This window comes from Chitinophagales bacterium, from assembly GCA_019638515.1.
Classification (GTDB): Bacteria; Bacteroidota; Bacteroidia; order Chitinophagales; family LD1; genus UBA7692.
The window spans coordinates 170,197-193,696 of record JAHBTS010000004.1; the positions used below are offsets into that span (position 1 = coordinate 170,197).

Below are 23,500 nucleotides of genomic sequence, written 5' to 3' on the forward strand. Positions count from 1 at the left end.
GCTTATTTTTGAATAATAGGCAGTTCTATAGCCGAAGGATAAATGGCACTACACGAAAACGAAAAATTTTGAGGACGCACATCCGTTAAATCGAAGTGTTCGGTATCACCTCCGGCAAAACTTATTCTAAGGCTGTGCCCTTTCATTATTTGATACGAAATGGGCAGCATATCGAACTGTAAGCGCACCACCTCGTTTGCGCGGTATGGTAAAGCATCGGCTTTTAAATAAGAGTGCTGCGGAATATCAGAAGTGTAAAGCGGTTTTTCTGCTATTTTGCGGTGCAGTGGGCGAAACATTCCTTCGGTAATGTAAGTAACAGTTCCTTCGGGCGAAACATCTTCTAAGTATGCAAAAACGGTAGCATCGTCAGCATCGCCACTCCAGTAAACATCTACCCACGGAGATCCGGTAATTTCAGTAACTTTTTGCAAAGGTGCCGTGGTAAAAGAAAGTAATTTTTTATCTTCTTCGGCACGGTTGGCATAATTGGTAGGGCCATTCATAAAGAGTTGCGTAACACTGTTCCAACGCGAAGTGTTGCCGCTATTGGCAGTATAATCTACTTTGTAATTCAATACACCTTCTTTTTGTAATTGAGGTGTAAGCGATTGGTCGGCATTTAAAAAAAACTTGGTGCGTTGCTGTGTTACAAGTGGCCAAGTATCGCTGGTTTTCCATGTTTCTTCTCCAATGGTGTAATAGCGCAGGGTGGGCTCTTTATTGATGCCGTTGTTGATGCCTTTTAGATAGTAATCGAAGAAGCGCAGCATTTCCAGTTTTATATTAAAATCTACTGCTTTGCTGGGAGCAAAAGGGCTAACATTGTTTTGCGGGCCGTGATCCCACGGGCCAAGCAACACCTTTTGAGTGTTTTTGGTGTTTTGCATTCCATCTAAAAGACTTTTTTGCAAAGCGCCATCGTACCAGCCGCCAATGCGGTAAATTGGTGTGCCGGAGTTTTCAATTTTTTGGCGGTATGTGTGTATGCTGAAAGCTTCGCTGTTTACACCCAGGCCTTCGTGAATATCGTCTCTAAAAGTTACTTTTTTAATGCCGCTTATGATGTTGAAATTATCGAGGTGCAGCGCCAAAGCGCTGTGATAAACAGCACGCTTTTTATCGCCTTTTACGGGATTTACACCAAAAAGCAACTTTGCTTTTTTACCGAAAATGGAAAAATCGTTTTTATCTAAACTCTGCGTGGTTTTTCCCCACACATCTATAAAAGGTCCGGCACGCACTCCTCCGGGAAACATAATGTAGTTGTATAAATCAAAAATATTGCTGCGCGGAATACATGCTTTTACTGCCGGATGTTGGTTCACCAAAAGCATTTCGGCAGTGGTGCCCACATAGCTTACGCCTGTGGTGCCCACTTTGCCATTGCTCCACGGTTGGCTAATAATCCAATCTACAATTTCTTTTCCATCGGCAATTTCTTCGGGGCTAAATTCCATTTGGCGCTCTCCGGTAGAAGCTCCCGAGCCGCGTACATCTACAATAATACAGGCATAGCCGTGCGAGGTAAAAAATTCTATTTCTTCTTCGGGTACCACTACCAGCAGCGGATGCACAAATAAGGTAAGTGGAAATTTGGCACGCAGCGATCGCACATAGCGGGTTAGGTATAAGATGGTTGGAACCTGCTTGCCATTTTCGAGTTTTTTGGGAAGAAAAATATCGGTGGCAATGAGCGTGCTATCGCGCATGGTAAGGTAGCGCGAACTGTATTGAAAACCTTTGTACTCCGGCTTTGTGTAACCTTGGTAAACTCCCGGAGCGCTTAACTTGCCGGAGTTTTTACCGCCCGAAACATGATGGTCGAATTTAGGGGTGGCTGCTATGCACAAAGAAGCAAACCAGAAAAAAGAAAACAGTAGAGCGCCAAAACGAATGAACATCTTTAGTCGAAAAATTTAAGGAGCACATTACAAAAATAAGGCTGCCGAAAGTAAAGAAAAACACGCTGCTGTTTTAAATTTTTAGCTGAAATATTTTTAGGACACTTGCTTTAACAACACACAACAGCATCAACGGCATTGGTGAAAAATTTATGTACGTTTGTACATTCCAAAAAAGCAGATATAAAAGGGTTTATGGCAGAGGCTCCACCTATTCTTACCGTTGTGATTCCGGCATACAATGCCGAAAAATATATTCGGGAAACTATAGACTCAGTACTGAAACAAAAAACGAGTTTTAATTTTGAAGTAGTAGTGGCAGATGATTGTTCTAAAGACAGCACTTTTGCAATATGCCAAGAATATGCCCAACAGCATTCAAACTTTAAGGTAATACGGCACGAAAAAAATTTGGGCAACGGACAGCCAAACCCTAACCTGTACTATGTTAGCACTTATCCTAAAACACCTTTTATTGCAGCTATAGATGCCGATGATATTTATGCTACCGATGATTTTTTGGAGCGGCAGGTACAGTTTTTAATAAACAATCCCGATGTAACAAAAGTTTTTACGAATGTAGAAGTGTTTAATTCCGAAACAGGCGAAGCAAAGGTGCGCTTTACCAACCAAACCAAACCTCCTGCAACGTTCGATTTACACTATTATTTAAAAAACACAGTGGCAATATGCCAAAGTTCAACAGTATTTAGAAATAGTAGTGAAAATGCAATACCATCCTACGTTGGCAAGTATTTTCAATGCGATTGGCTATTGCATGTTTTTCATGGATTGCACGGAAAATTGGGCTACAACGATTTTGTAGGGGTAAAATACAGAGTACACTCTACCAATGCCACCAATCCGCGCAATCAGGAAAAAATATTTTTAGATGGTATAGATATTACTTACAACCTCATAAAAAAGATGTTGCCCGAGCCATATCATAAGTATTTCGATCATCCCCGATTCGAAATGAATATGCTGGCATTTTATTACCTGCGCACCAAGCAATTTTCGCTATTTTTGAAATGGTATATAAGGTGGTTTAAGGTTACACCATTAAAGGCAATAAACTTTAGAGACCAATTCTATTTGCTTAGGAAAAACATAGCACAGATAAAGAAATAATACGAATGAAAAACAAGTGGTTTTGGGTTGTAGGTTTTGCCTTGTTATTATTATATACCAGAAGCTTTTTTCTTTTCAGTTACATATTACCGGAAATAGACCCCGATAGCTTTGGCTATTTTCTATACGGAAAGGGGCTTTTTGATGGCAACCTTTCGGTACTGCACTCTATTTCGATAGATTTTCCGCAGGGGTATCCCATTTTTTTAATGCTTATATACAAACTTGGGTTTAGCACAAAGGCGGTAATATTGGTTCAAACCTTGTTGTCTATTTCGGCATTTTGCTTGTTGTTTTATGAATTGCTGCACTGGGGAACTTTTGTAGCTATTGTAGCAAATATGGGTTTGTTTCTTTTTGCCATAGATAGCGGCACCATAGGCTACGAAAGCACGCTTATGACCGAGTCTCTTTTTACATCGCTATTGGCATTGTTTACCGGGGTGCTGTTGGGCGCAATAAGAACCAATAACAACAAACTTTGGTTCTTGCTGTCTATCCTTTTTTGGTTGCCTTCTTATGTGCGTTCTAACGGTGTTTTTCTGTATGTTATGTTGTTTTTGTTAGTAGCGGTATTGTGGCACAACAAGCAGTATAAAACGATTAAAATACTGGTGTATCCTTTTTTGATTTTATCGTTTTTGTGGATGGGCTATAACTATGTGATAGACGGCATTCCGTATCCCGGAAATATGAAAAGAGTAGCGGTGGTACTGGATAGAAAATTTAATAAAGAAGCAGCCGAAAAGAAAACACCTGCGCCATTACAAGAGAGTGCTCCACCTTCGGATGACGATACTTTTAGAGGAAGACTACAGCGCTATATTGCCGGAACAAAACAACCCACACCGCATTTTTATGCCAATAATTTGGCAGTAAGATTCGAGCGGTTTTACTCAGATTCGTTGCCCGTAAACGATGAGTATAACTATAAATATCACGCAAGCTATGCTATTAGCAGCGAGGTAGTAAAAGCTGTTTACGGAGAATTTTATGCATTAGATTACTATAAGAACTACCAAAGCATAGTTGAAGAGTTGAAGCAAAGCAGCAATTGGCGCAATGTAAAGTTTTTGCCGTTTAATGTGTTTTACAAAATAGCTTCGTTGTACAAAGCAAGCGGCATCAATACTTTAGCCGTGTTTATTGCGTTGGTGCTTTCGCTTTATTTTGTAGTTAGAAGCAATAGCAAGATTACGGTTGCTTCGGGAGCATTTATTGTACTCTTTTTGGTGTTGTGTTTTTGGTTGAATATCGTAATCATAAGTTTTGCGCACGGCAGAAGTTTATTCCGATACGGGCATACTGCCATATTTTTTGTGTATTTGTTGCCCGGTTTTATTTCTTTAATGTTTACAAGACCAATTTTTAAACTGCATGCTCAACCATAAAACTATAGCCGTTGTGGTGCCTTGCTATAACGAAGAAACTCAAATAGGAATGGTTATAGAAACCATGCCCGATTTTGTAGATAGAATAGTGATTGTAAACGATAACAGCAAAGACAAAACCGCAGCAGTAGTAGAAAACTATATTGGGCAGTTGCAACCTTCGGCAATTATTGAAGATGCTACCCAAAAAGAGTTTTCTGCCAACCGCTATAACAAAGCAGAAGAAGTATTGCATTTACAATCAATAGAGGAAAAGAAACTCTTTAATCCATCGGTGGTTGCAAACAAAACGCCATCAACCGATAGAATTATTTTAATAAACCATACCGTAAACGGAGGTGTAGGCGCAGCAATAGCTTCAGGATATAAATGGTGTAAAGATCATAAGATAGATTGTACGGCAGTAATGGCAGGCGATGGACAAATGGATCCATCGGAGTTAGAAGGTATTTGTATGCCGGTAGTTAGCGAACAAGTAGATTATGTAAAAGGGAATCGCCTTATTCACCGCAGTGCTTGGTTGGTAATTCCTAAGGTGCGGTTTTTTGGCAATTCAATACTTTCTATACTAACCAAATTGGCTTCGGGTTATTGGCGAATAAGCGATACGCAAACAGGCTACACCGCCATTTCTCTTGCGGGTTTAAACGCCATTAGGTTGTACGATATTTACAAAAGTTATGGCATGCCAAACGATATGTTGGTAAAACTAAATATTGCCATGTGTACTTTGCGCGAGGTAGAAATAAAACCGGTGTACAATGTGGGCGAAGCCAGCAAAATGAAAATTTTTAAAGTTATTCCGAGAGTAAGCTGGCTGCTCGTTAAATTGTTTTTTAATCGCCTTTGGAATAAATATCTTTTTAGAGATTTTCATCCATTGTTTATTCTATATCACTTAGGATTTCTTTTAATGCTGTTTTCTATTCCATACGGTGTAAAAATATGCGGTAGAATTATTGAGGGTGCAACCGTAAATCCTGTTACACTTTTGGGTTTTGGCTTTTTAATACTAACCGGCATACAGTTTTTGCTTTTTGCCATGTGGATGGATATTCAAGATAACGAAAGATTATATAAGTAATACAGCATGAGCGTTTTATTTGATATTGGGCATCCGGCTCACGTGCACCTCTTCAAAAACTTTATTAAGTACCTTACGGGCAAAGGCATAAAGGTGGTAACCACCAGTAGAGACAAAGAAATTACCAATACGCTTTTAGAGCATTATGGTATAGAATATGTTTCGCTGAGCGCTCCGCGAAAGGGGCTTTTTAATATGTTTTTGGAACTGTTGGTTAGAGATTACGAGATATTGAAGTTGCACAGAAAGCACCAATTTACATACGCCTTTGGCACTTCGGTTTCTATTGCACACCTTTCGGCAATTACACAAGTAAAGTCGTATAATTTTAATGAAGATGATGACGATGTGGTGGCGCTCTACACCAATATTACGTATCCGTTTTGCACCAAAATAATTAACCCCGATTGCTTGCGCTACAATAAGTGGAGAGAAAGGCGCGTACTATATCCTTCTTACCACGAATTGGCTTATTTGCATCCCAATAATTTTAAGGCCGATGAAAGTGTTTTGCAAAAATACGGATTAGAAAAAGGCAAGTATGTAATTTTTAGATTGGTAGCATTAGCAGCGCATCACGATATTGGTGCAAAAGGAATTTCGGCAGCACTAAAAGCAAAAATGCAGGCAGAATTAAGCGGCTACCATATTGTAGAATCGTTTGAAGGGAAAGCAGGCAACAAAGTAGATCCGTGGGATATGCACCATTTGCTGGCTTTTGCCAAAATGATAATCTCCGACTCCCAAACCATGACCATAGAAGCTGCCGTATTGGGCATTCCGGCAATTAGAATAAACACATTTATTGGCAAGAGTACCGTAATTGATGAGCTAGAACAAAAGTACCTGCTTGCCTATGGTTTTTTCCCACACCAAGAGCAAACCATTTTAGATACGCTAAAAAGTTTGCTTGCCAACACCAGTTTAGAGCAAGATTGGAAACAAAAACAACAAACGTTTTTAAACGATAAGGTGGATTTTAATAATTGGATGATTCAATACTTTGAACAAGAAATTAAAACATCGGTATGAAAGTAGTTTCAATAATAGGAGCACGCCCTCAATTTATTAAAGCATCGGTAGTGTGCGAAGCGCTTAAAAGCAAAGGCATAGAAGAAGTATTGGTAAATTCCGGGCAGCATTACGATGCCAATATGAGCGATGTGTTTTTTAAAAGCCTGAATATTCCGCAGGCGGCCTATAATTTAGAGGTTGGCTCGGGTTCGCATGCCGAAATGACCGCCAAAATAATGATAGAGTTTGAGCGTGTTGTGCTGCAAGAAAAACCGGATTATATTTTAGTGTATGGCGATACCAATACCACACTTGCCGGAGCTTTGGTGGCATCGAAAATTAAAATACCAATTGCACATATCGAAGCGGGAATTAGAATGTTTCCGAAAGATATGCCCGAAGAAATAAACAGGGTTTTGGTAGATAGAATTTCTGCAAAATTGTTTTGCGCCTCCAACTTAGGAATAGAAAATTTAAGTAAAGAAGGCATTACCAACGGAGTGTTGTTTTCCGGAGATGTAATGTATGATGTGTTTAAAAAAATGCAACCGCATTTCGATTACAGCACATTGGCAAAACACCAACTTAAAGAAAACAATTTTGTGGTGGTAACACTCCACCGCGACTATAATGTGGATGTGGCCGAAAAGTTGCAAAGCATTTTACAACAACTCAATAAGGTTGCGGCAGCATATCCGGTTTTGTTTTCAGTACATCCGCGCACCAGAAAGCGCATAGCCGAGTTTGGCTTAGAGGCACTCACGCAAAAACTTACATTGCTGGAACCGTTGGGCTACTTTGAAATGATGGGCTTAATAGCAGCGTCTAGAAATATTATTACCGATAGCGGAGGCTTGCAAAAGGAATCGTATTTTGCAGGTAAGCAAGCCGTAGTGGTAATGCCCGATACCGGATGGCAAGAATTGGTAGATAGGCAAATAAATGTGCTGAGCACACCGGAAGCCATTTACGAAAAATGGGAAAATCTTTCGCCTGCGCATTTTGAGCAAAATATATATGGCAAAGCCGATGCAGCCGAAATTATAGCTGCTAATCTCTAATGAAAAGAGGTATTTAACTTTCAGGTTTGTGACAATATTAGTCGCCAGTAATTTTATCGAGCACCAAGCCAATAATTTTCTTTTTACCAAGTTGAAAAACCGATGTAAGATGAGCAAACTCCTGCTGTTTTATTTTTCCGGTTTGCTTATAGCGCACTATCATTTTAAGAGCCTTAAAATAGCGGCTGAAATCGGTATCGGGCGCGTGTAAATTTTTTAAGCGCAAAAACTTGGTATGGCGCGAAATGAGTTGCAAAGCCGTATCGAAATCTTGCAACATTACAAAGCAAGTAGCTTGCAGCATTCGCAATTGAAGCTCGTCCAACACCATTATATTTTTATCGTTTAAGGCAATGCCATCGTTTATGTATTCCAAAGCACTTTCGGCATCGTTTTTAAGCAAGTAATATTTAGCATGTTGAAAATAAGCGCCCATGCGTGGCGATTGCACTACTTCAAATTTAAGCGACTGCTCAAAAATTTCTTTTAGCAGCGTGGTGGCAGTTTGGGTATCGCCCACAATCAAAGCCAAATCGTGGTACAAACCTAAATGGTAGTAATTGGTGTTTATGAGCGAATAATGGTGTTGCCACAAATCGGAATAAAGGCGGAATGCCGCAGAGTAGTTGCCTGCATTAAATTGCGCCTCTGCCAATGCGCGCACCACATACACCTTATCGAATTCTAAAAACAAAGCAGGTTGCTTTTCGTAGCAAAGCAGTGCATTTCTTAAATGCTCTATTACGGTTGGGTTTTGGTTGGTATAATGCACATGATACCAAGCCATAGTGCAATGAAACTGGTAGCTTGCTTTAGGCAATTCGTTTTTGCCAATTTGTTTTTCAATGGCGGCAAGTTGTTTTTTTAATTGGGGTTCAAAACTTTTTTGATGGCCGCGGCTGAGCATAAACTGCAAATACACAGCAAGGTGTTGGAGTTCAACCCTCAGCTTATCGTCTTTGGTTATATCTTTTTTCGATTGCAGGTAAAGTTGGGCAAAGTGCCAGGTTTTATCTGGGTCGTAAAATTCAAAACCCATTTGGCGGCAAAGCTTAAAGGCAACTAAATAGAAATAGGATTTATCTACTTCCAGTTTGCCGCTTGCTAGATTGCGTTCGTGTATTTTAAGTTGGTGGTATATGTGTAAATGCAAGTGCCGCCTGCCTAAGAAAGCAAGTTGCTCAACAATACTCTCGGTGGCAATTAGTTGCAAGCATTTGCTGTATAAAACGGAGGTAAGTTTATCGAAATAAGAGCGCGAAAAATTCTTGGCTGTTTGCAGTTCTTGCTCTGCATTTTCGTGTGCACGAAAATGGCAGAGGTGTTGTATTACTATACCTTCGTTTCCTTTCCAATCGTGTTTTTTGAGTTGCGTTATTTCTTCGGTTGTCATTACACACAGCAACTCGCGCAAATAGCCCATAAGTCGGTAATAAAATACTATAAAGTAATCTTCAACACATCGCCCACTTTAATGGGACGCTGTTGAATAAACTCATTTTCTGCCTTAAGTTTTTGAACAGTTAAGCCTTCGTATTTTTGGGTAATAGACCATAAAGTATCACCGGGGCGCACTACGTATTTAATACATTGGCAATCTTCGTTTTTGTTGGTTACCGAAACTTGCGCATAGGTTACTTTTTCTCCGGTTTTTATTTTGAGTTTTTGCCCGGGATGTATGGCAGTAGAGCGCAAATGGTTTTGGTTTTGTATTTCTTTTACCGAAACGCCATATCGCTGAGCAATTTTACCTAATACTTCACCATTTTTTACGGTGTGTGTGCTGTAAACGGGCGTGTAAATTTTTTGCGCTGTGGTGTTTACCGTATCGGCTGTGGCTAAAAGCGAATCTGTTTCGGGCGAAGTGTTTTTTGCAACTACCGCTTCTTGTGCAGCAGGCGCAGGTGCGGGTTCTGTTGCAATTACAATTTTAACTCTGGAGCCGGGTTGCAGGTAATTGCTTTTTAAGCCATTCCATTTTTTAATTTCTGCTACCGAGCAGGCATATTTTGCAGCTACTTTATGAATGGTTTCTCCTTTCTGAATTTTTTCGAACACAATTTTTGGTGTGGCGGTCATTGCCATTACCACATCTTGTTGTGCCATGAGCGGATCGTTCAAAATTTCGTTTCTTCTTGCTTCAAATAGTGAGAAGTAGTTTACAGGCAAGTTGAGCGGAAAACCGTTTTGAGTAAAAGGAACCACATTTGCCCGCAGCGAAGGGTTTAAGAATTGCAGCTCTTCCAAAGGCATTTCTATGGTTTTGGCAATGTGCGCCAACGATATTTTTCCGGGTACACGAATGGTATCTACCACATACAGTTCGCGTTTGGGTTCTGCGGGTTTTAATGCATAATCTTCGGCATAATGCATGGCATAAACGGCAGCAATAAAAATAGGAACATAGCTTCTGGTTTCGGCAGGTAGGTAGGGCATAATGGTCCAGAAATTGCGCGAACCGCCAGAGCGGGCAATGGCTTTATTTACGTTGCCCGGGCCGGAATTGTAAGCTGCCAGCACCAGATGCCAATCGCCATATATATCGTACATTTGCTTGAGGTAAGCAACGGCAGCTTCGGTGCTGCGGGCGGGGTCGCGCCTTTCGTCCACATACGAATTTATTTCAAGCCCCAGCATTTTTCCGGTTCCATACATTAGCTGCCAAAGTCCGGTGGCTCCGGCTCTGGAAACGGCATGTGGGTTAAAAGCCGATTCAATAATGGGAAGGTAGCGCAGTTCTAAAGGCACGCCTTTGCGGTCGAGCACTTCTTCAAACATGGGGAAATAAATTTGGGCATTTGCCATCATGCGGGTAAGCATTTCTCTGCGTTTATACACAAAGAAATCTATGAGGCCTTTTACCTCGCGGGTGTAGGTCATAGGAACCATAGAAGGTATTGCCTGAAGGCGCAAAAACATTTCGCTATCGGTAAAGCGGGGCAGGCTATCTTTTGGATAGTTGATATACTGCTGCAATTCCCATTGAGGTGCGTAAATTTTATCTTTGGTAAAAGTTACATAGAACATACTGTCTATCTGCTTTATTACCGGATTCAGTTCGCACTGCTCCATTTCGTAATCTTGGGCCAAGGCTGCGCCAAGCAGGAGTGTAGCGATACCGCAAGAAAGGATAAGTTTCTTCATGTCTGTTCAAATATAGTGCGTAAAAGCGGGAGTATAAACGCTGCTCACTTTTCTTCACAAATTTCTGTTGCAAAAAAAGGAATTAAGAAGGGAAGAAAAGCAGAACTTCTTAACGATTAAAAATGGTGTAGGTTATTTTGAGCAATGGCACGGATGGAGTGTGTGCTTGGTTTGAATATAAAAGGCTATAAAACTAAAAAAGCAGCCGTTTTGAGGGCTGCTTTTTTAGCGTGTATTAGACGCTTACTTTCTGTCTTTAATACTTGGAAACGGGCGCTCAACCGGGCCATTGTAAATTTGGCGCGGGCGACCGATATCTTCGTTTTTGCCGCGGAGTTCTTTCCATTGCGAAATCCAACCGGGCAGCCTTCCGAGTGCAAACAATACGGTAAACATAGAGGTTGGGAAACCTAATGCTTTGTAAATAATTCCCGAATAGAAATCTACGTTTGGATATAGTTTTCTTTCTACGAAATATGGATCGTTTAGTGCTTCTTGCTCTAATTCTTTAGCTATTTCGAGTAATGGATCATTTACACCCAATTTTGCCAAGATATTATCGCAGGCAGATTTAATGATTTTAGCACGCGGATCGAAGTTTTTGTACACTCTGTGTCCGAAACCGAACAGCAAGCGTTTTTTGTCTTTTGCTTCGGCAATAGCTCGTTTTACATCGCCATTGGCATTGTCGCGAATATCTTCGAGCATTTCCAATACTTCTTGGTTGGCACCTCCGTGGCGCGGACCCCAAAGAGCGGCTACGCCTGCACCAATAGAAGCATATAAGTTGGCATGAGAAGAGCCAACGATACGCACAGTAGAAGTAGAGCAGTTTTGTTCGTGGTCGGCATGTAGGATAAGTAATTTATTCATGGCATCTACCACTACCGGATCTGCTATGTATTCTTCGGTTACGTTGCCAAAAGTCATGTATAGGAAATTGGTAACGTAGTCGTATTTATTTTGCGGATAGAGCACCGGATGGCCTTTGCCTTTTTTCTGAATCATGGAGCAGATGGTAGGCATTTTTGCCAATAGGCGGATAATGGTAAGGTTGGTTTGCTCCGGATTGGTATTTGGGTTTAATGAATCCGGATAGAAAGAAGAAAGTGCAGAAATCATAGTCATTAACTGCCCCATTGGGTGAGAACCGGTTGGGAATACTTCAAAAACTTTTACCAAGTTTTCGTGTACTAGGGTGTGCGAAGTAATGCTTTTTTCAAACTCAGATAGTTGGGTTTGGTTAGGTAATTCGCCATAAATAAGTAGGTAAGCCACTTCTAAGAAAGAAGCTTTTTCTGCCAGATCTTCGATATTGTAACCGCGATAACGCAATATGCCTTTTTCGCCATCTAAGAAAGTAATGCTACTAACGGTGCTTCCGGTATTGCGGTAGCCTTCATCAAAAGTTACGAGACCGCTTTGCGCACGCAGTTTGCCAATTTCAATAGCACTCTCATTTTCGGTTCCTGTTATTACAGGAAATTCGTATGTTTTTCCCCCATACGAAAGTGTTGCCTTTTCTGCCATTTTTTTAATTTTTAACGTTCAAATTTTCAAAGCGTGCCAAAGGTAACATTTGACTTTAATTTACATAGTTATGAAACCATAAAAAGCCGAGTGTGCAGCAAATATTTTTTCACATTTAAGTCAAATCGGGTACTTACAGATACAAGTATTTCGTAAATTGAGTTTTGCTCTAAAAATGGAGAAGGTGGTTCATCATTTTTTGGAGTATGCGGCCATATACGGCTTTGCTGCCTTCTTGAAATTCTTGCATGGCTTTTTGTTCGCGTTTGGTGAAAGGGCGCTGGGTGGTTTTATGCTCTAGAATGGCTTTTGCCACAACAAAAAACAGGGGGTATTCGCTGGTTTTAATTCCATATCCTTTGCTGTGTAGAAAGGCGATATTTTTTTTGCACAAGGAGAAAAACAATTCTGTGTTGGCGGTAAAATAAAAGTAGGCAACTTCTAAGATGCGCAGCTCTATTTCGTATTGCAAATATTTTGCTTTTGGATTTTTAGCGTAACCTAGGCGAATGAAGTAATGTGCCAAATCATATTCTTCGTTTAAGAGGTGATACTTTGCGTACGATACTATATCGCGCGGCATAATGGTTTCTTCAAACGTGTGGCCACGTTTTTGCTTTTTGTAATCTAAAATCCATTTTGCCACGTCCATATTTTGGGTAATGAGGCACACTTGCAGGTATTTGGTATAGAAATAACCGATATTGTGATATGTTTCTTCGTTGGTGGTGAGCAGTGCTTTAAATGCTAAAAACGAATCGTTGAAGTGGCTGAGGTAGTAAAGTGCTTCGGCCTTTTTTAGTTTTAAATGCGCAATATTTTGTATGTCGGTTTCGGGTAAAAACTGAAGGGCTTTTTCTATAAGCGGTGGCAGTTCGCTGTATTGGTGGGTTGCATGTTTCCACTGAATACACAGTGCATAATATTCAAAAACTATATTGGGAGCGGTGGTGTTGGAAATAAGTGTAAACAAATGCTCTATTTGTTTGCCAATAGAAGCAGTGTGTTCCTTTGCTTTGTCGGAAGCAAAATGAAAAGATATTTCTAATTGCAATTCGCAGCAGCCAACAAAAAGCAAGTGTTCTTTTTTGGTGGCAGGTGTTGCCAGCAATATGTATTGTTTGCAGGTTTTTTTAAACACCGTTTTGTTTCTGTTTATTACCGGAATATCTACAAAGCAACGGATACAATTTTGAAGAAAAGTCTTTGCTTCTTGGCTTGGAGAGGTGTTTAGGTTTTTGAGCTGCTGTTTAAGTTCGTTGTAAAAATGCTTGCTCCACACGGGGTGGTTGTTTAAGAAAGAAAGCAAATCGAATCCTTTTTGTGGCACTAAAATATCGTAGCACTTTTGTAGCAATTCCGAACAAACTTTATCGAAATGCGAAGACGACATGTCTAAGACTTGCAAAGCGGTTTTCTTATTGAAAGATTTATGGGCAATAGCTTTTAAAACATAGCGCCAAACAGAAAGTTGTTGTCCGCGCGTTTTTACAGAAGTAGAAAGTATTTTTAGTTGTTCCGGTTGGAGTTGTTCCAGAAAACCTACAAGCAAGTTTTTCATGGCGCACTAAATCGGATGCTACTTAGTAAGAAATGATTGATTTTTTAATTTTCTGTTCTGTATTTTCTGTTTCATTTCGTTTAAATAAACATTTTACAACAATTTAAAAAAATGAAAATGAAACACACATTGTATGTAGCAATAGTTTGTGCGGTGCTATTTACGGCTTGCAAAAAAGAAGCAACTACCAAAGGCGACACCACCGCACCCACCAACGGCAGCACTTGGGTTTTTAAAATTGCACAGTTTAACGAAATGGGTGACACCACTACCTCGCAAAACACTACACTCCGAGCCGAAGAAGCAACCGTTGGCGGTTCAACATGGCTCAAGCTAAACGACCTGAGTGGGCAAACCAAGTTGCTCATTCAAAAACGTAGCGATGGCTGGTGGTATAGCAATGGCTCCGCAAGTTCGCTGTGGTATAAAACTTCGGCAAGCGTGGGCGACACGTATGCTTACATTTATGGTACTTGCACGGTAAAAGCGGTAAGCAGCTCGTTAACAGTTCCTGCCGGAACATTCACCGATGTTACTCATGTAGAAGGGCACGATACCAATAGCCTCGAAGATGAATTTTGGTTTACCAATTCTGGTTCTGTGTTGCTGCGCTTTGATACGTACGATGCTAAAAGCGGACAACCCGAAGCCAATGTTTATAGAAAAGAAAGCTGGACGTTGGTAAGCTATACCCGATAATTTATTTGGCTTGAAAGTAGTTTTCCAAACTGATGTAAATCTGCTTTTAAACTGACATTCATCATCTTTTTTAGCGTCAATTGTTTTTACTCTTGCATTGTAAAACAAATAAAGAACGCATACAGCATAAGTTTTTTGAATACAGTAGTTTTCAATGGATGAAGCCCCGTAGGATGTAATAATTCTACGGGTTTTTTTTATTTGTTTTTTCTTCCAAACAATCCATACGAAACTAGAATGAGCGCAACAAATATTGCAGCAGCAAGCGTGTTGTAGTAAGTAAGAGCCGCCAAAGCCACTATTGCAATAGCAAAAGCAATGGCAGGAAAAAATGGATATGCCGGGGTAACAAACGGACGATGTAAATTGGGTTCTTTTTTTCTTAATGCAAACAGCGATAAACAAGAAATGGCATACATGCTTACGGCACCAAATACTGCTATGGTAATAATTTCGCTGGTTTTACCCGTAAAGAGAGCCACCATACCAACCGCCATATTAAACCACAGTGCTTTATGCGGAGTTTTAAATGTGGTATGTATATCGCCTAAAGCCTTAGGGAAGTTGCCGCTTTTTCCAAACTCGTAAGTAGCTCTTCCGGCAGCCAGCAGCAGCCCGTTAAACGAAGCTACAAAGCCAAACAAGCCAATACTTATCAGCGAATGATAAAAGAATCCGCTTTCGCCTGTAATTTGCGCTAATGCCATTGGCAGAGGAGAGTCAGATTTATTGCCTTGTGCATCGTACACTACTTTTTCCCAGCCGCCCACGCCTACTGCAGCAAAAAAAGTAAGTGCCGCCAATACAGCCAAGGTAGCCATGCTGTAAACAAAACCTTTCGTAATATTTTTTTGTGGGTCTATGGTTTCTTCGGCCACATTTGCCAAACCTTCCATGCCAAGGAAAAACCAAATAGCAAATGGAATGGCAGCAAAAGCACCTTCTATTCCTTTCGGAAAACTATTGGCAGTTAGGTTCTTCCATTCAAAATACGGTAAGGTAAGCGCTGCAAAAATGGAGAGTTCCGCTACGGCAATAATGGTAATTATCAATTCAAAAGAGGCGCTTACTTTTACGCCTAAGATATTGATGCCCGTAAAAAGAAAGTAGGCTATTACTGCAAAAACAATGGCATCTACCGAAGGCATGAGCAGGTGAAAATAAGCACCTATTCCTAGTGCAATGGCAGGAGGGGCAAACACAAATTCTATCCATTGTGCCATGCCTGCCACAAAACCAATATTGTTGCCAAAGGCACGCTGCGCATAATCAAAAGCACCTCCGGCTTTTGGGATGGCACACGCCAATTCAGAATAGCAAAGCGAAAAGGTAATGTACATAATGGCAATAAAAAAAGTAGCAATACCCAGGCCGAGTGTGCCGCCTTCGTGCAAGCCAAAATTCCACCCGAAATACATGCCGGATATTACATATCCCACACCCAAGCCCCAAAGCATTAAAGGCGTAAGCGTGCGTTGCAAATGCGGTTGCGTAGTCATTTACCTATCTTCTGTTTTAAATAAAAACGGAAGAAAAGAAATTGTATCAAGAGCAATTACTTTTCTTGAGCAATTTGCAGATAAACCATCGCCATTATTTCGCTACTTGAAATTTTTGAATGGTTACATTATCGCGGTAAGTAGTTTTTAGGAAATAAACTCCCGGCAGTAAACTGCGCACATCAAAATCAACTTTGTTGTAGCCGCGCACCGCTTTAAACGTGGCATCGGCAAGTACGCGCTGCCCCATTTCGTTGCTTATTTCAAATGCAAAATCTGCAGCATCGGGCATAATAATATCCAAGTAAATTTTACCCGATGCAGGGTTTGGATATAATTTGGTAACCACTGTTTGATTGTCTAAACTGCGGCAATTTCTGTTGTTGGCAATATTCTTTTCGGCACCATTATTTACGTTAATGGCATCTACACACACATATTGAGTGGTAGAAGTTTTGGTTACATAAAAAGAAGAACTAAAAGTGTGTGTAAGAATTTCGCCCGGAAACAAATAGCCACTCCAATCATCTAAAATAGTAGTGCCCTTATCTAAGGTTGCCAAGAATTGTGCACTCACAATAGGCTGTGTACCCACATTGGCATAGCGCGCAATTACCACCGAAGAAAAATTACCGTTGGACAAAGGTGTTTTTTGAATGTTTACATTCAGCAATTCTATATCGGCATTGGTTGGTATAACCACTATTTTCTTTGCAACAGAATCGGCACATCCTAATTCGTTTAATGCCGTAAGGCGAATATTGAAAGTGTCGTTAGATAAGTAAGTTACCGAAGGATCTTTATCGGTAGCACTTTCGCCATTGCCAAAATCCCAAGCATAAGAAGTAGCATTTAAACTTTGGTTGTGTAGCGAAACAGCCAAAGGAGCTTCGCCAAAGAAAGGTGTGAAAAGAAAATCGGCTTTGGGTAGCGCAATTGTTTTAAATACTTTACTCACCGAATCTACACAACCCTTAGAAGTAGTTACTTTCAGGCTTACCGGAATTTTTCCTGTGTCGAGCAGCGAAAAAGTAGGCGCCATAAACTTGGATGTAGCACTGCCAAATTTCCATTCATACTTTACAACCGTATCTGCCGAAACAGTGCTTTGCTGCAAGGTAACGGTACTGCCCACACAGCCCGAAGAATCAATAAAATTGGCTACCGGAGCCGGATAAATAATAACGGTTTTTCGAGCCGTATCTTTACAGCCAATGGCATTGGTTACTTCTAAAATTACATCAAAAGAATCCGGAGCAAAGAATGTTTTTGTAAACAAAGTAGAATCGGTAATTACACCCGGAGTATTGGTAAGTTTCCAAATACGTTTTGTAATAGAAAGCGACCCGGTAGAATCTTTAAACACAGTTGGTTTGCCCACACATTGGTTATCGAAAACAAAACTTGGGTTAATAGACGGAAACACTTCAATATACGCAAGTGTAGAATCTACACAACCTTTGGCAGAGGTTACTTTCAGTTTCACCGGATAAGTACCTACAGAATCAAATTTATGTGTAAAGTTTTTGGTAGCAGCAGTAGAGCCGTCCGGCAAAGTCCACCACCAGTTTTTTATGGTGTCGCCAACAGGAATGGTGCTGGCATCGGCAATAAGTGTAGAGGCATTGGCGCATGTAATGTTGTAAGTAATAAGCGGAGTGGGGCGGGCGCCAATGGTTACAGGTTTTACTTTTCTGGCAAAGCAACCGGAGTCTGTAATGGCAGTGAGCGCAACATTAAAAGTTCCAACCAATGGGAAACGTTTTAAAGGATGTTGGGTATAAACCGTATCGTTTTCGCCCATGTTCCAAATCCATTGTACCAACTGCTCGGGTGCGGTGGCAGCAGAGAGGTCGGTAAATTGGGTAGAGTCGCCAAAACAGCGGTTGTTGAAAGAAAAATCTACCACCGGAGCACGACCCCTTACTTGTATATTTATAGAATCGTTGGTGGTGCAACCATGCACATCGGTTACAGTAACATAAACTGTGCCGGCACCCGCAAGCATTATAGTATCGCTGGTGCTGCCGTTGCTCCACAAATAGGTTTGGTAAGGATATAAGTAAGAAAGTGGAGCTAATGGCGTATTGGTGCAAGCAAGCGTATCAGTATTTAATAGAGAGAAATGCTCTAAGCTGTCTGCAATGATGTGTATAGTATCGCTCATTAAAGCGCAGCCTATGGTATCGCTCACTTTTACAAAGTAACTGCCGGATTGGTTTACGGTAATACTATTTACACCCGTATCTCCGGTAGACCATTCGTAAAAGTAAGGAGTACCAATAATATTGTATTGAAGCGCTACCGAATTGCCGGCACACACAACCGTATCTTTAGAAGGCAAAATGCCGGAATAAGGAACCACTACATTTACTGTATCGGAAGAAGTAAAGCCAAACACATCGGTAGCGCGCACCCAGTATTTACCTGATTGGCGCACTTTTAATGAATACACATTTGAGTCGCCTGTACTCCAAAGCACATTTACAAAATGCTGCTTAATACGCAAGGTAGTATCGCAGGTGCCGTATTCAAATTTTATATCTGGCCCAAGCGCCACAGGCGGAGCGTATTTATTGCGGAGGTAACCTTCTACTTGCTGCCTTTCGGTAGCAGAGAGGGCTTTGTTATACACAATAATTTCGGCTACGTTGCCATTAAGGAAGTAGGTTGTAAAAGAAGTATCTTGGTTGGCACCAATGGTAAGCCCGCCCATTGCATTTGTTCCCAAATCACCGGAGGCTTTAAGGTTGCCGTTTTCAAAGAGTTCGGAGTTGGTACCGTTGTAAACAATAGAGTTAAAGATATAGTTGAAAGGAGCCGATTTAGGATAAGCGAGCGCTTGTCCGGCAGAAGCACTTAAAGACCCTGCAGATTGCCTAAGGACAACTCTGTTGGAAGCAGCAACGCCATCAAATAAAGTAGGAACAGTATTGGAGGCAGCGATATTCCAAAGCGCAAAAATGGTAAGCGGGCTATTTTGGTTAAGATTAAGCACGCGCATAAACTTAGTGCCGCTAAAGGTTACTACAGGATGGTTGTTGAGTGCTGCAACAGCAGCAGTTTTAGTGGGGCGTTTAGAAGAAACGGGTTGAACGGCAGCAAAACCATTGCCGCTCACATCGCTCCAGGTTTGCACGGGCGAAGCCGCAATACCCGAATCTGCCTGCAACCATAGTTGCAAGCCTGTAACTGTGTTGGGTGAGGCAATAAAAAGCACATTGGTATTGCACAAAACAGTGTCTCCACATCGGTTGTAGGCGGTAACTCGCCACCAATATGTACCAAGATTGGGAGGTAAAGAAAGTAGTAGGTTGGTTTGGTATGTAGTAGAATCAAATAGCAGCGTAGAAAAATTATCGGTACTAGCTATCTGTATTTTATAGTAAGCGCCATTAACTGCCGGATTCCATCTAAACCAAATATTGCCCGAAGCAGAAGAGGCACTATCTATAGGAGCAAAAGATTGAAATGCTCCGGGAGCAGGTTGTGGTATTATGGAAGTAACCACTTTTGCTATACTATCTTCACATAACCTATCGGTAGTTACTTTTAAAGAAACGGTGTAATCGCCTACGGCATTAAATGTTTTTATTGGGTTTTGAAAAGAAGAAGTAGTAGCATCTCCAAAATTCCAATCCCAACCCTGTATGTTTTGGTCGTTTTGCACAGTAGAGTTGTCTTGGAATAAAACAGGGCTTCCAACACATACGGTATCTATTCCGAAAGAAGCAGTTGGTAAGGCAAAAACTTTAATGGCAATGGTGGTATCTCCGGAACAAGTGTCGGAGCTTATTACTTGTAACCGCACATTGTAAGTGCCGGGTAGCGGATATTGGTACAAAGGGTTGAGCTGTGTAGAAGTATCTCCATTTCCAAAATCCCAAAATGCAGCTGTAATGGTAGAAGGTAATACCGGAATGGAGTTATTTGTAAACGTAGTGAACATTCCGGTACAAACACTATCGGCACCAAAGTTTGCAGTAGGTGCAGCTCCGCGTATGGTAACGGTTATACTATCACGGAAAATACAGCCCGCAGCACTTTGCACAGTTAAACTATAAATACCCGTATTCTGTACATAAATATTGGTGGTTGTATCGCCATTATTCCAGAGGTAGTTGAGGTTAGGTTTAGCACCGGATTGCAGTGCAATTTTATTACCTGCACAGAGCGTGGTATCGTTTCCAAGCGAAGCGGTAAAAGATAAGCTATCAACAGAAAGAGCAAAGGTATTGGAAGCAACAGAGCAGTTAAAAGCATCGGTTACTGTAACGGCATAGGAAGCCTGCGTTTTTGCGAAAATAACATTGGCAGAATCGCCATTGCTCCAGTTAAAAGCAAAGCCGCTTTGCGGGAGGCCAACACTCAATCTGGCAGAATCGCCCAAGCAAATAGTTTTTGCAGGAGGCACAAAAGAGAGAGAATCAAAAACAGGTCTTCCGATAACGATGGTGTCGGAGCTTTGGTAACCAAATAAATCGGTAGCAGTAACGGAGTAAGTTCCTGTTTGTGTAATTGGAATAGAAGGCGTGGTGGCCCCTGTGTTCCAAAGGTAATTGGTAAACCAACTTTGTTGAGCAGAAAGGTTGTATGTACAAAAGGAGTTGGAGATAACGGTATCTGGCCCAAGCGCCACAGGCGGAGCGTATTTATTGCGGAGGTAACCTTCTACCTGTTGCCTTTCGGTAGCAGATAGGGCTTTGTTATACACAATAATTTCGGCTACGTTGCCATTAAGGAAGTAGGTTGTAAAAGAAGTATCTTGGTTGGCACCAATGGTAAGCCCGCCCATTGCATTTGTTCCCAAATCACCGGAGGCTTTAAGGTTGCCGTTTTCAAAGAGTTCGGAGTTGGTACCGTTGTAAACAATAGAGTTAAAGATATAGTTGAAAGGAGCCGATTTAGGATAAGCGAGCGCTTGTCCGGCAGAAGCACTTAAAGACCCTGCAGATTGCCTAAGGACAACTCTGTTGGAAGCAGCAACGCCATCAAATAAAGTAGGAACAGTATTGGAGGCAGCGATATTCCAAAGCGCAAAAATGGTAAGCGGGCTATTTTGGTTAAGATTAAGCACGCGCATAAACTTAGTGCCGCTAAAGGTTACCACAGGATGGTTGTTGAGTGCTGCAACAGCAGCCGTTTTAGTGGGGCGTTTAGAAGAAACGGGTTGAACGGCAGCAAAACCATTGCCGCTCACATCGCTCCAAGTTTGCACGGGCGAAGCCGCAATACCCGAATCTGCCTGCAACCATAGTTGTAGGTTAGAAATATTGCCAACCGCAAAAGAAGAAAATGTGCGATGCGCAGAAATAGCCGAATCGCTACAAAGGTTAAAGGCAATTACTCGCCAGTAATAAGGCGTGGCGGCATTGGGTAAAAATGCAGCAAGCGTATTAACAGCAGCGGCAGAATCGAGTACCAGCGATTGAAAAGTACTGTCGCTGCTTACTTGCAGGCGATAGTACTTTGCATTTGTAACCGCATTCCAAGAAAAAGTTATGGTGCCGGAAGTGGAGTTGTAAAAGTTTACAGGAGTTATCAAAGAAGGTGCGCCCGCCAATGGCTTACCCGATAGTACCACCTCAACTGCTTGGGTAAAAGTATCGGTACATTGCAAGTTGGTGGTAACGGCATACTGCACCGTAAAATTGCCTATGGTATTGAAAGCAGTCTGTACGTTTTGTGTATTGAAAGTTCCAATACTTCCAATATTCCACCACCAAGTTTGAGTGGTTTGTCCGGAAGGAATAGTGTTTGCCGCTTGGAATGTTGCCGTTGCACCCAAGCAAAAGGTATCTTGCGTAAGTATGGCAGCAACAGGGTTTTCATACACTACTACCGATTTTGTAATAGAAGAAAAACATCCATTGGTGTAAGCTGTTAGTTGAACATTGGCAACCCCCGCTGTAGGAAAGGTGTACACGGGATTACTAAGTATAGAAGTACCTCCGCCTGCAAAATCCCAACGTACACTATCGGTGGTAGCCGGAGTGGTAATGGCCGCAAAGGAAGTAGCTACTCCTAAGCAAACACTATCGGCACTAAAATCTACTATTGGAGCGCTGCCCGAAATGGCTACGGCAATAGTGTCTTTAGCCATACAGCCGGAAGGGCTGGTTGCTGTAAGCGAATAGTTACCGGAGGCTACAACGGTTAGCGTTGCCGTTGTATCGCCATTATTCCAGAGATAGTTGAGGTTGGGTTTAGCACCGGATTGCAGTGCAATTTTATTACCTGCGCAGAGCGTGGTATCGTTTCCAAGCGAAGCGGTAAAAGACAAGCTATCAACAGAAAGAGCAAAGGTATTGGAAGCAACAGAGCAGTTAAAAGCATCGGTTATTGTAACGGCATAGGAAGCCTGCGTTTTTGCGAAAATAACATTGGCAGAATCGCCATTGCTCCAGTTAAAAGCAAAGCCGCTTTGCGGGAGGCCAACACTCAATCTGGCAGAGTCGCCCAAGCAAATAGTTTTTGCGGGCGGCACAAAAGAGAGGGAATCAAAAACAGGTCTTCCGATAACGATGGTATCGGAGCTTTGGTAGCCAAATAAATCGGTAGTAGTAACGGAGTAAGTTCCTGTTTGTGTAATTGGAATAGAAGGCGTGGTGGCTCCTGTGTTCCAAAGGTAATTGGTAAACCAACTTTGTTGAGCAGAAAGGTTGTATGCACAAAAGGAGTTGGAGATAACGGTATCTGGCCCAAGCGCCACAGGCGGAGCGTATTTATTGCGGAGGTAACCTTCTACTTGCTGCCTTTCGGTAGCAGAGAGGGCTTTGTTATACACAATAATTTCGGCCACGTTACCTTTGAGATAGTAGGTTGTAAAAGAAGTATCTTGGTTGGCACCAATGGTAAAACCAACCAAAGTGTTCGTTCCCAAATCACCGGAGGCTTTAAGGTTACCGTTTTCAAAGAGTTCGGAGTTGGTACCGTTGTAAACAATAGAGTTAAAGATATAGTTGAACGTGGCCGATTTAGGATAAGTGAGCGATTGTCCGGCAGTAGCAGTGAGCGTTCCGGCAGATTGCCTAAGAATAACTCTGTTGGAAGCAGCAACACCATCAAATAAAGTAGGAACAGTATTGGAGGCAGTGATATTCCAAAGCGCAAAAATGGTAAGCGGGCTATTTTGGTTAAGATTAAGCACGCGCATAAACTTAGTGCCGCTAAAGGTTACTACAGGATGGTTGTTGAGTACCGCAACGGCAGCAGTTTGAGTAGGACGTTTAGAAGAAACGGGTTGAACGGCAGCAAAACCATTGCCGCTAACATCGCTCCAAGTTTGCACGGGCGAAGCCGCAATACCCGAATCTGCTTTCAACCATAATTGTAGGTTAGAAATATTGGAGGGGTTAATAGGTTGGGTATAACCAACAAAGCATAAGCACACTCCCAAAATGGTAAGCAGTAGTTTTGTTTTTTCAAACATTGTACAACGATTTGAAATAAAATTACAAAAATCTGCATAACCATATCCTT

Annotated in this window: 13 protein-coding genes; 6 read left to right on the top strand and 7 right to left on the bottom strand. The window is 41.5% G+C overall.

Annotated elements, in window-relative coordinates:
- Positions 1-2: 2 nt before the first annotated feature.
- Positions 3-1,904: a CocE/NonD family hydrolase gene (locus KF872_09080; GenBank protein ID MBX2903696.1), complete on the bottom strand. Its 1,902-nt coding sequence runs from the start codon at positions 1,902-1,904 to the stop codon at positions 3-5.
- A gap of 195 nt (positions 1,905-2,099) precedes the next feature.
- Between KF872_09080 and KF872_09085 the strand changes: the two genes are divergently transcribed.
- Genes KF872_09085 through wecB form a run of 5 tightly spaced genes read left to right on the top strand, consistent with a single transcriptional unit; the run spans position 2,100 to position 7,585 of the window.
- The gene (locus KF872_09085; GenBank protein ID MBX2903697.1) at positions 2,100-3,035 is read left to right on the top strand and encodes a glycosyltransferase; all 936 of its coding nucleotides are present in this window, start codon (positions 2,100-2,102) and stop codon (positions 3,033-3,035) included.
- Positions 3,036-3,040: 5 nt separating this feature from the next.
- Complete coding sequence (locus tag KF872_09090; GenBank protein MBX2903698.1) at positions 3,041-4,426, top strand: hypothetical protein; 1,386 nt, start codon at positions 3,041-3,043, stop codon at positions 4,424-4,426.
- The gene (locus tag KF872_09095; protein ID MBX2903699.1) at positions 4,413-5,510 is read left to right on the top strand and encodes a glycosyltransferase family 2 protein; all 1,098 of its coding nucleotides are present in this window, start codon (positions 4,413-4,415) and stop codon (positions 5,508-5,510) included. The genes KF872_09090 and KF872_09095 overlap by 14 nt, the downstream gene beginning before the upstream one ends.
- Before the next feature lie 6 nt (positions 5,511-5,516).
- The gene (locus tag KF872_09100) at positions 5,517-6,542 is read left to right on the top strand and encodes a DUF354 domain-containing protein (GenBank protein ID MBX2903700.1); all 1,026 of its coding nucleotides are present in this window, start codon (positions 5,517-5,519) and stop codon (positions 6,540-6,542) included.
- Positions 6,539-7,585, top strand: coding sequence for a UDP-N-acetylglucosamine 2-epimerase (non-hydrolyzing) (gene wecB, locus KF872_09105; protein MBX2903701.1), 1,047 nt, complete (start codon positions 6,539-6,541; stop codon positions 7,583-7,585). The genes KF872_09100 and wecB overlap by 4 nt, the downstream gene beginning before the upstream one ends.
- Before the next feature lie 37 nt (positions 7,586-7,622).
- Here wecB and KF872_09110 read toward each other — a convergent pair whose 3' ends face one another.
- The 4 genes from KF872_09110 to KF872_09125 all read right to left on the bottom strand — a co-directional run bounded on the left by KF872_09110 (position 7,623) and on the right by KF872_09125 (position 13,820).
- Positions 7,623-9,008 carry a hypothetical protein gene (locus tag KF872_09110; GenBank protein ID MBX2903702.1) on the bottom strand — a complete coding sequence of 462 codons (1,386 nt, stop codon included), beginning with the start codon at positions 9,006-9,008 and terminating at the stop codon, positions 7,623-7,625.
- Positions 9,009-9,025: 17 nt separating this feature from the next.
- Complete coding sequence (locus KF872_09115; protein ID MBX2903703.1) at positions 9,026-10,729, bottom strand: LysM peptidoglycan-binding domain-containing protein; 1,704 nt, start codon at positions 10,727-10,729, stop codon at positions 9,026-9,028.
- A 243-nt stretch (positions 10,730-10,972) separates the two neighbouring features.
- Positions 10,973-12,259: a citrate synthase gene (locus KF872_09120; protein ID MBX2903704.1), complete on the bottom strand. Its 1,287-nt coding sequence runs from the start codon at positions 12,257-12,259 to the stop codon at positions 10,973-10,975.
- 169 nt (positions 12,260-12,428) lie between these two features.
- On the bottom strand, positions 12,429-13,820 hold the full coding sequence (locus tag KF872_09125) for a hypothetical protein (protein MBX2903705.1): 1,392 nt from the start codon (positions 13,818-13,820) through the stop codon (positions 12,429-12,431).
- A gap of 117 nt (positions 13,821-13,937) precedes the next feature.
- On the opposite strand from KF872_09125, the gene KF872_09130 reads away from it, so the two are divergent.
- Entirely contained in the window at positions 13,938-14,519 is a 582-nt protein-coding gene (locus KF872_09130; protein MBX2903706.1) for a hypothetical protein, read from the top strand.
- Between the two features lie 197 nt (positions 14,520-14,716).
- Here the strand turns inward: KF872_09130 and eat are convergent, their stop codons facing one another.
- The gene (gene eat, locus KF872_09135) at positions 14,717-16,018 is read right to left on the bottom strand and encodes an ethanolamine permease (protein MBX2903707.1); all 1,302 of its coding nucleotides are present in this window, start codon (positions 16,016-16,018) and stop codon (positions 14,717-14,719) included.
- Positions 16,019-16,112: 94 nt separating this feature from the next.
- A complete protein-coding gene (locus KF872_09140; GenBank protein ID MBX2903708.1) occupies positions 16,113-23,450 on the bottom strand; it encodes a PKD domain-containing protein in 7,338 nt (2,445 codons plus the stop codon).
- Positions 23,451-23,500: the final 50 nt, after the last annotated feature.

Coding starts and splice junctions, on each gene's coding strand:
- KF872_09095 (MBX2903699.1), top strand. CDS start 4,413: ATGCTCAACCATAAAACTATAGCCGTTGTGGTGCCTTGCTATAACGAA.
- KF872_09110 (MBX2903702.1), bottom strand. CDS start 9,008: ATGGGCTATTTGCGCGAGTTGCTGTGTGTAATGACAACCGAAGAAATA.
- KF872_09100 (MBX2903700.1), top strand. CDS start 5,517: ATGAGCGTTTTATTTGATATTGGGCATCCGGCTCACGTGCACCTCTTC.
- KF872_09115 (MBX2903703.1), bottom strand. CDS start 10,729: ATGAAGAAACTTATCCTTTCTTGCGGTATCGCTACACTCCTGCTTGGC.
- KF872_09120 (MBX2903704.1), bottom strand. CDS start 12,259: ATGGCAGAAAAGGCAACACTTTCGTATGGGGGAAAAACATACGAATTT.
- KF872_09085 (MBX2903697.1), top strand. CDS start 2,100: ATGGCAGAGGCTCCACCTATTCTTACCGTTGTGATTCCGGCATACAAT.
- wecB (MBX2903701.1), top strand. CDS start 6,539: ATGAAAGTAGTTTCAATAATAGGAGCACGCCCTCAATTTATTAAAGCA.
- eat (MBX2903707.1), bottom strand. CDS start 16,018: ATGACTACGCAACCGCATTTGCAACGCACGCTTACGCCTTTAATGCTT.
- KF872_09140 (MBX2903708.1), bottom strand. CDS start 23,450: ATGTTTGAAAAAACAAAACTACTGCTTACCATTTTGGGAGTGTGCTTA.
- KF872_09125 (MBX2903705.1), bottom strand. CDS start 13,820: ATGAAAAACTTGCTTGTAGGTTTTCTGGAACAACTCCAACCGGAACAA.
- KF872_09080 (MBX2903696.1), bottom strand. CDS start 1,904: ATGTTCATTCGTTTTGGCGCTCTACTGTTTTCTTTTTTCTGGTTTGCT.
- KF872_09130 (MBX2903706.1), top strand. CDS start 13,938: ATGAAACACACATTGTATGTAGCAATAGTTTGTGCGGTGCTATTTACG.
- KF872_09090 (MBX2903698.1), top strand. CDS start 3,041: ATGAAAAACAAGTGGTTTTGGGTTGTAGGTTTTGCCTTGTTATTATTA.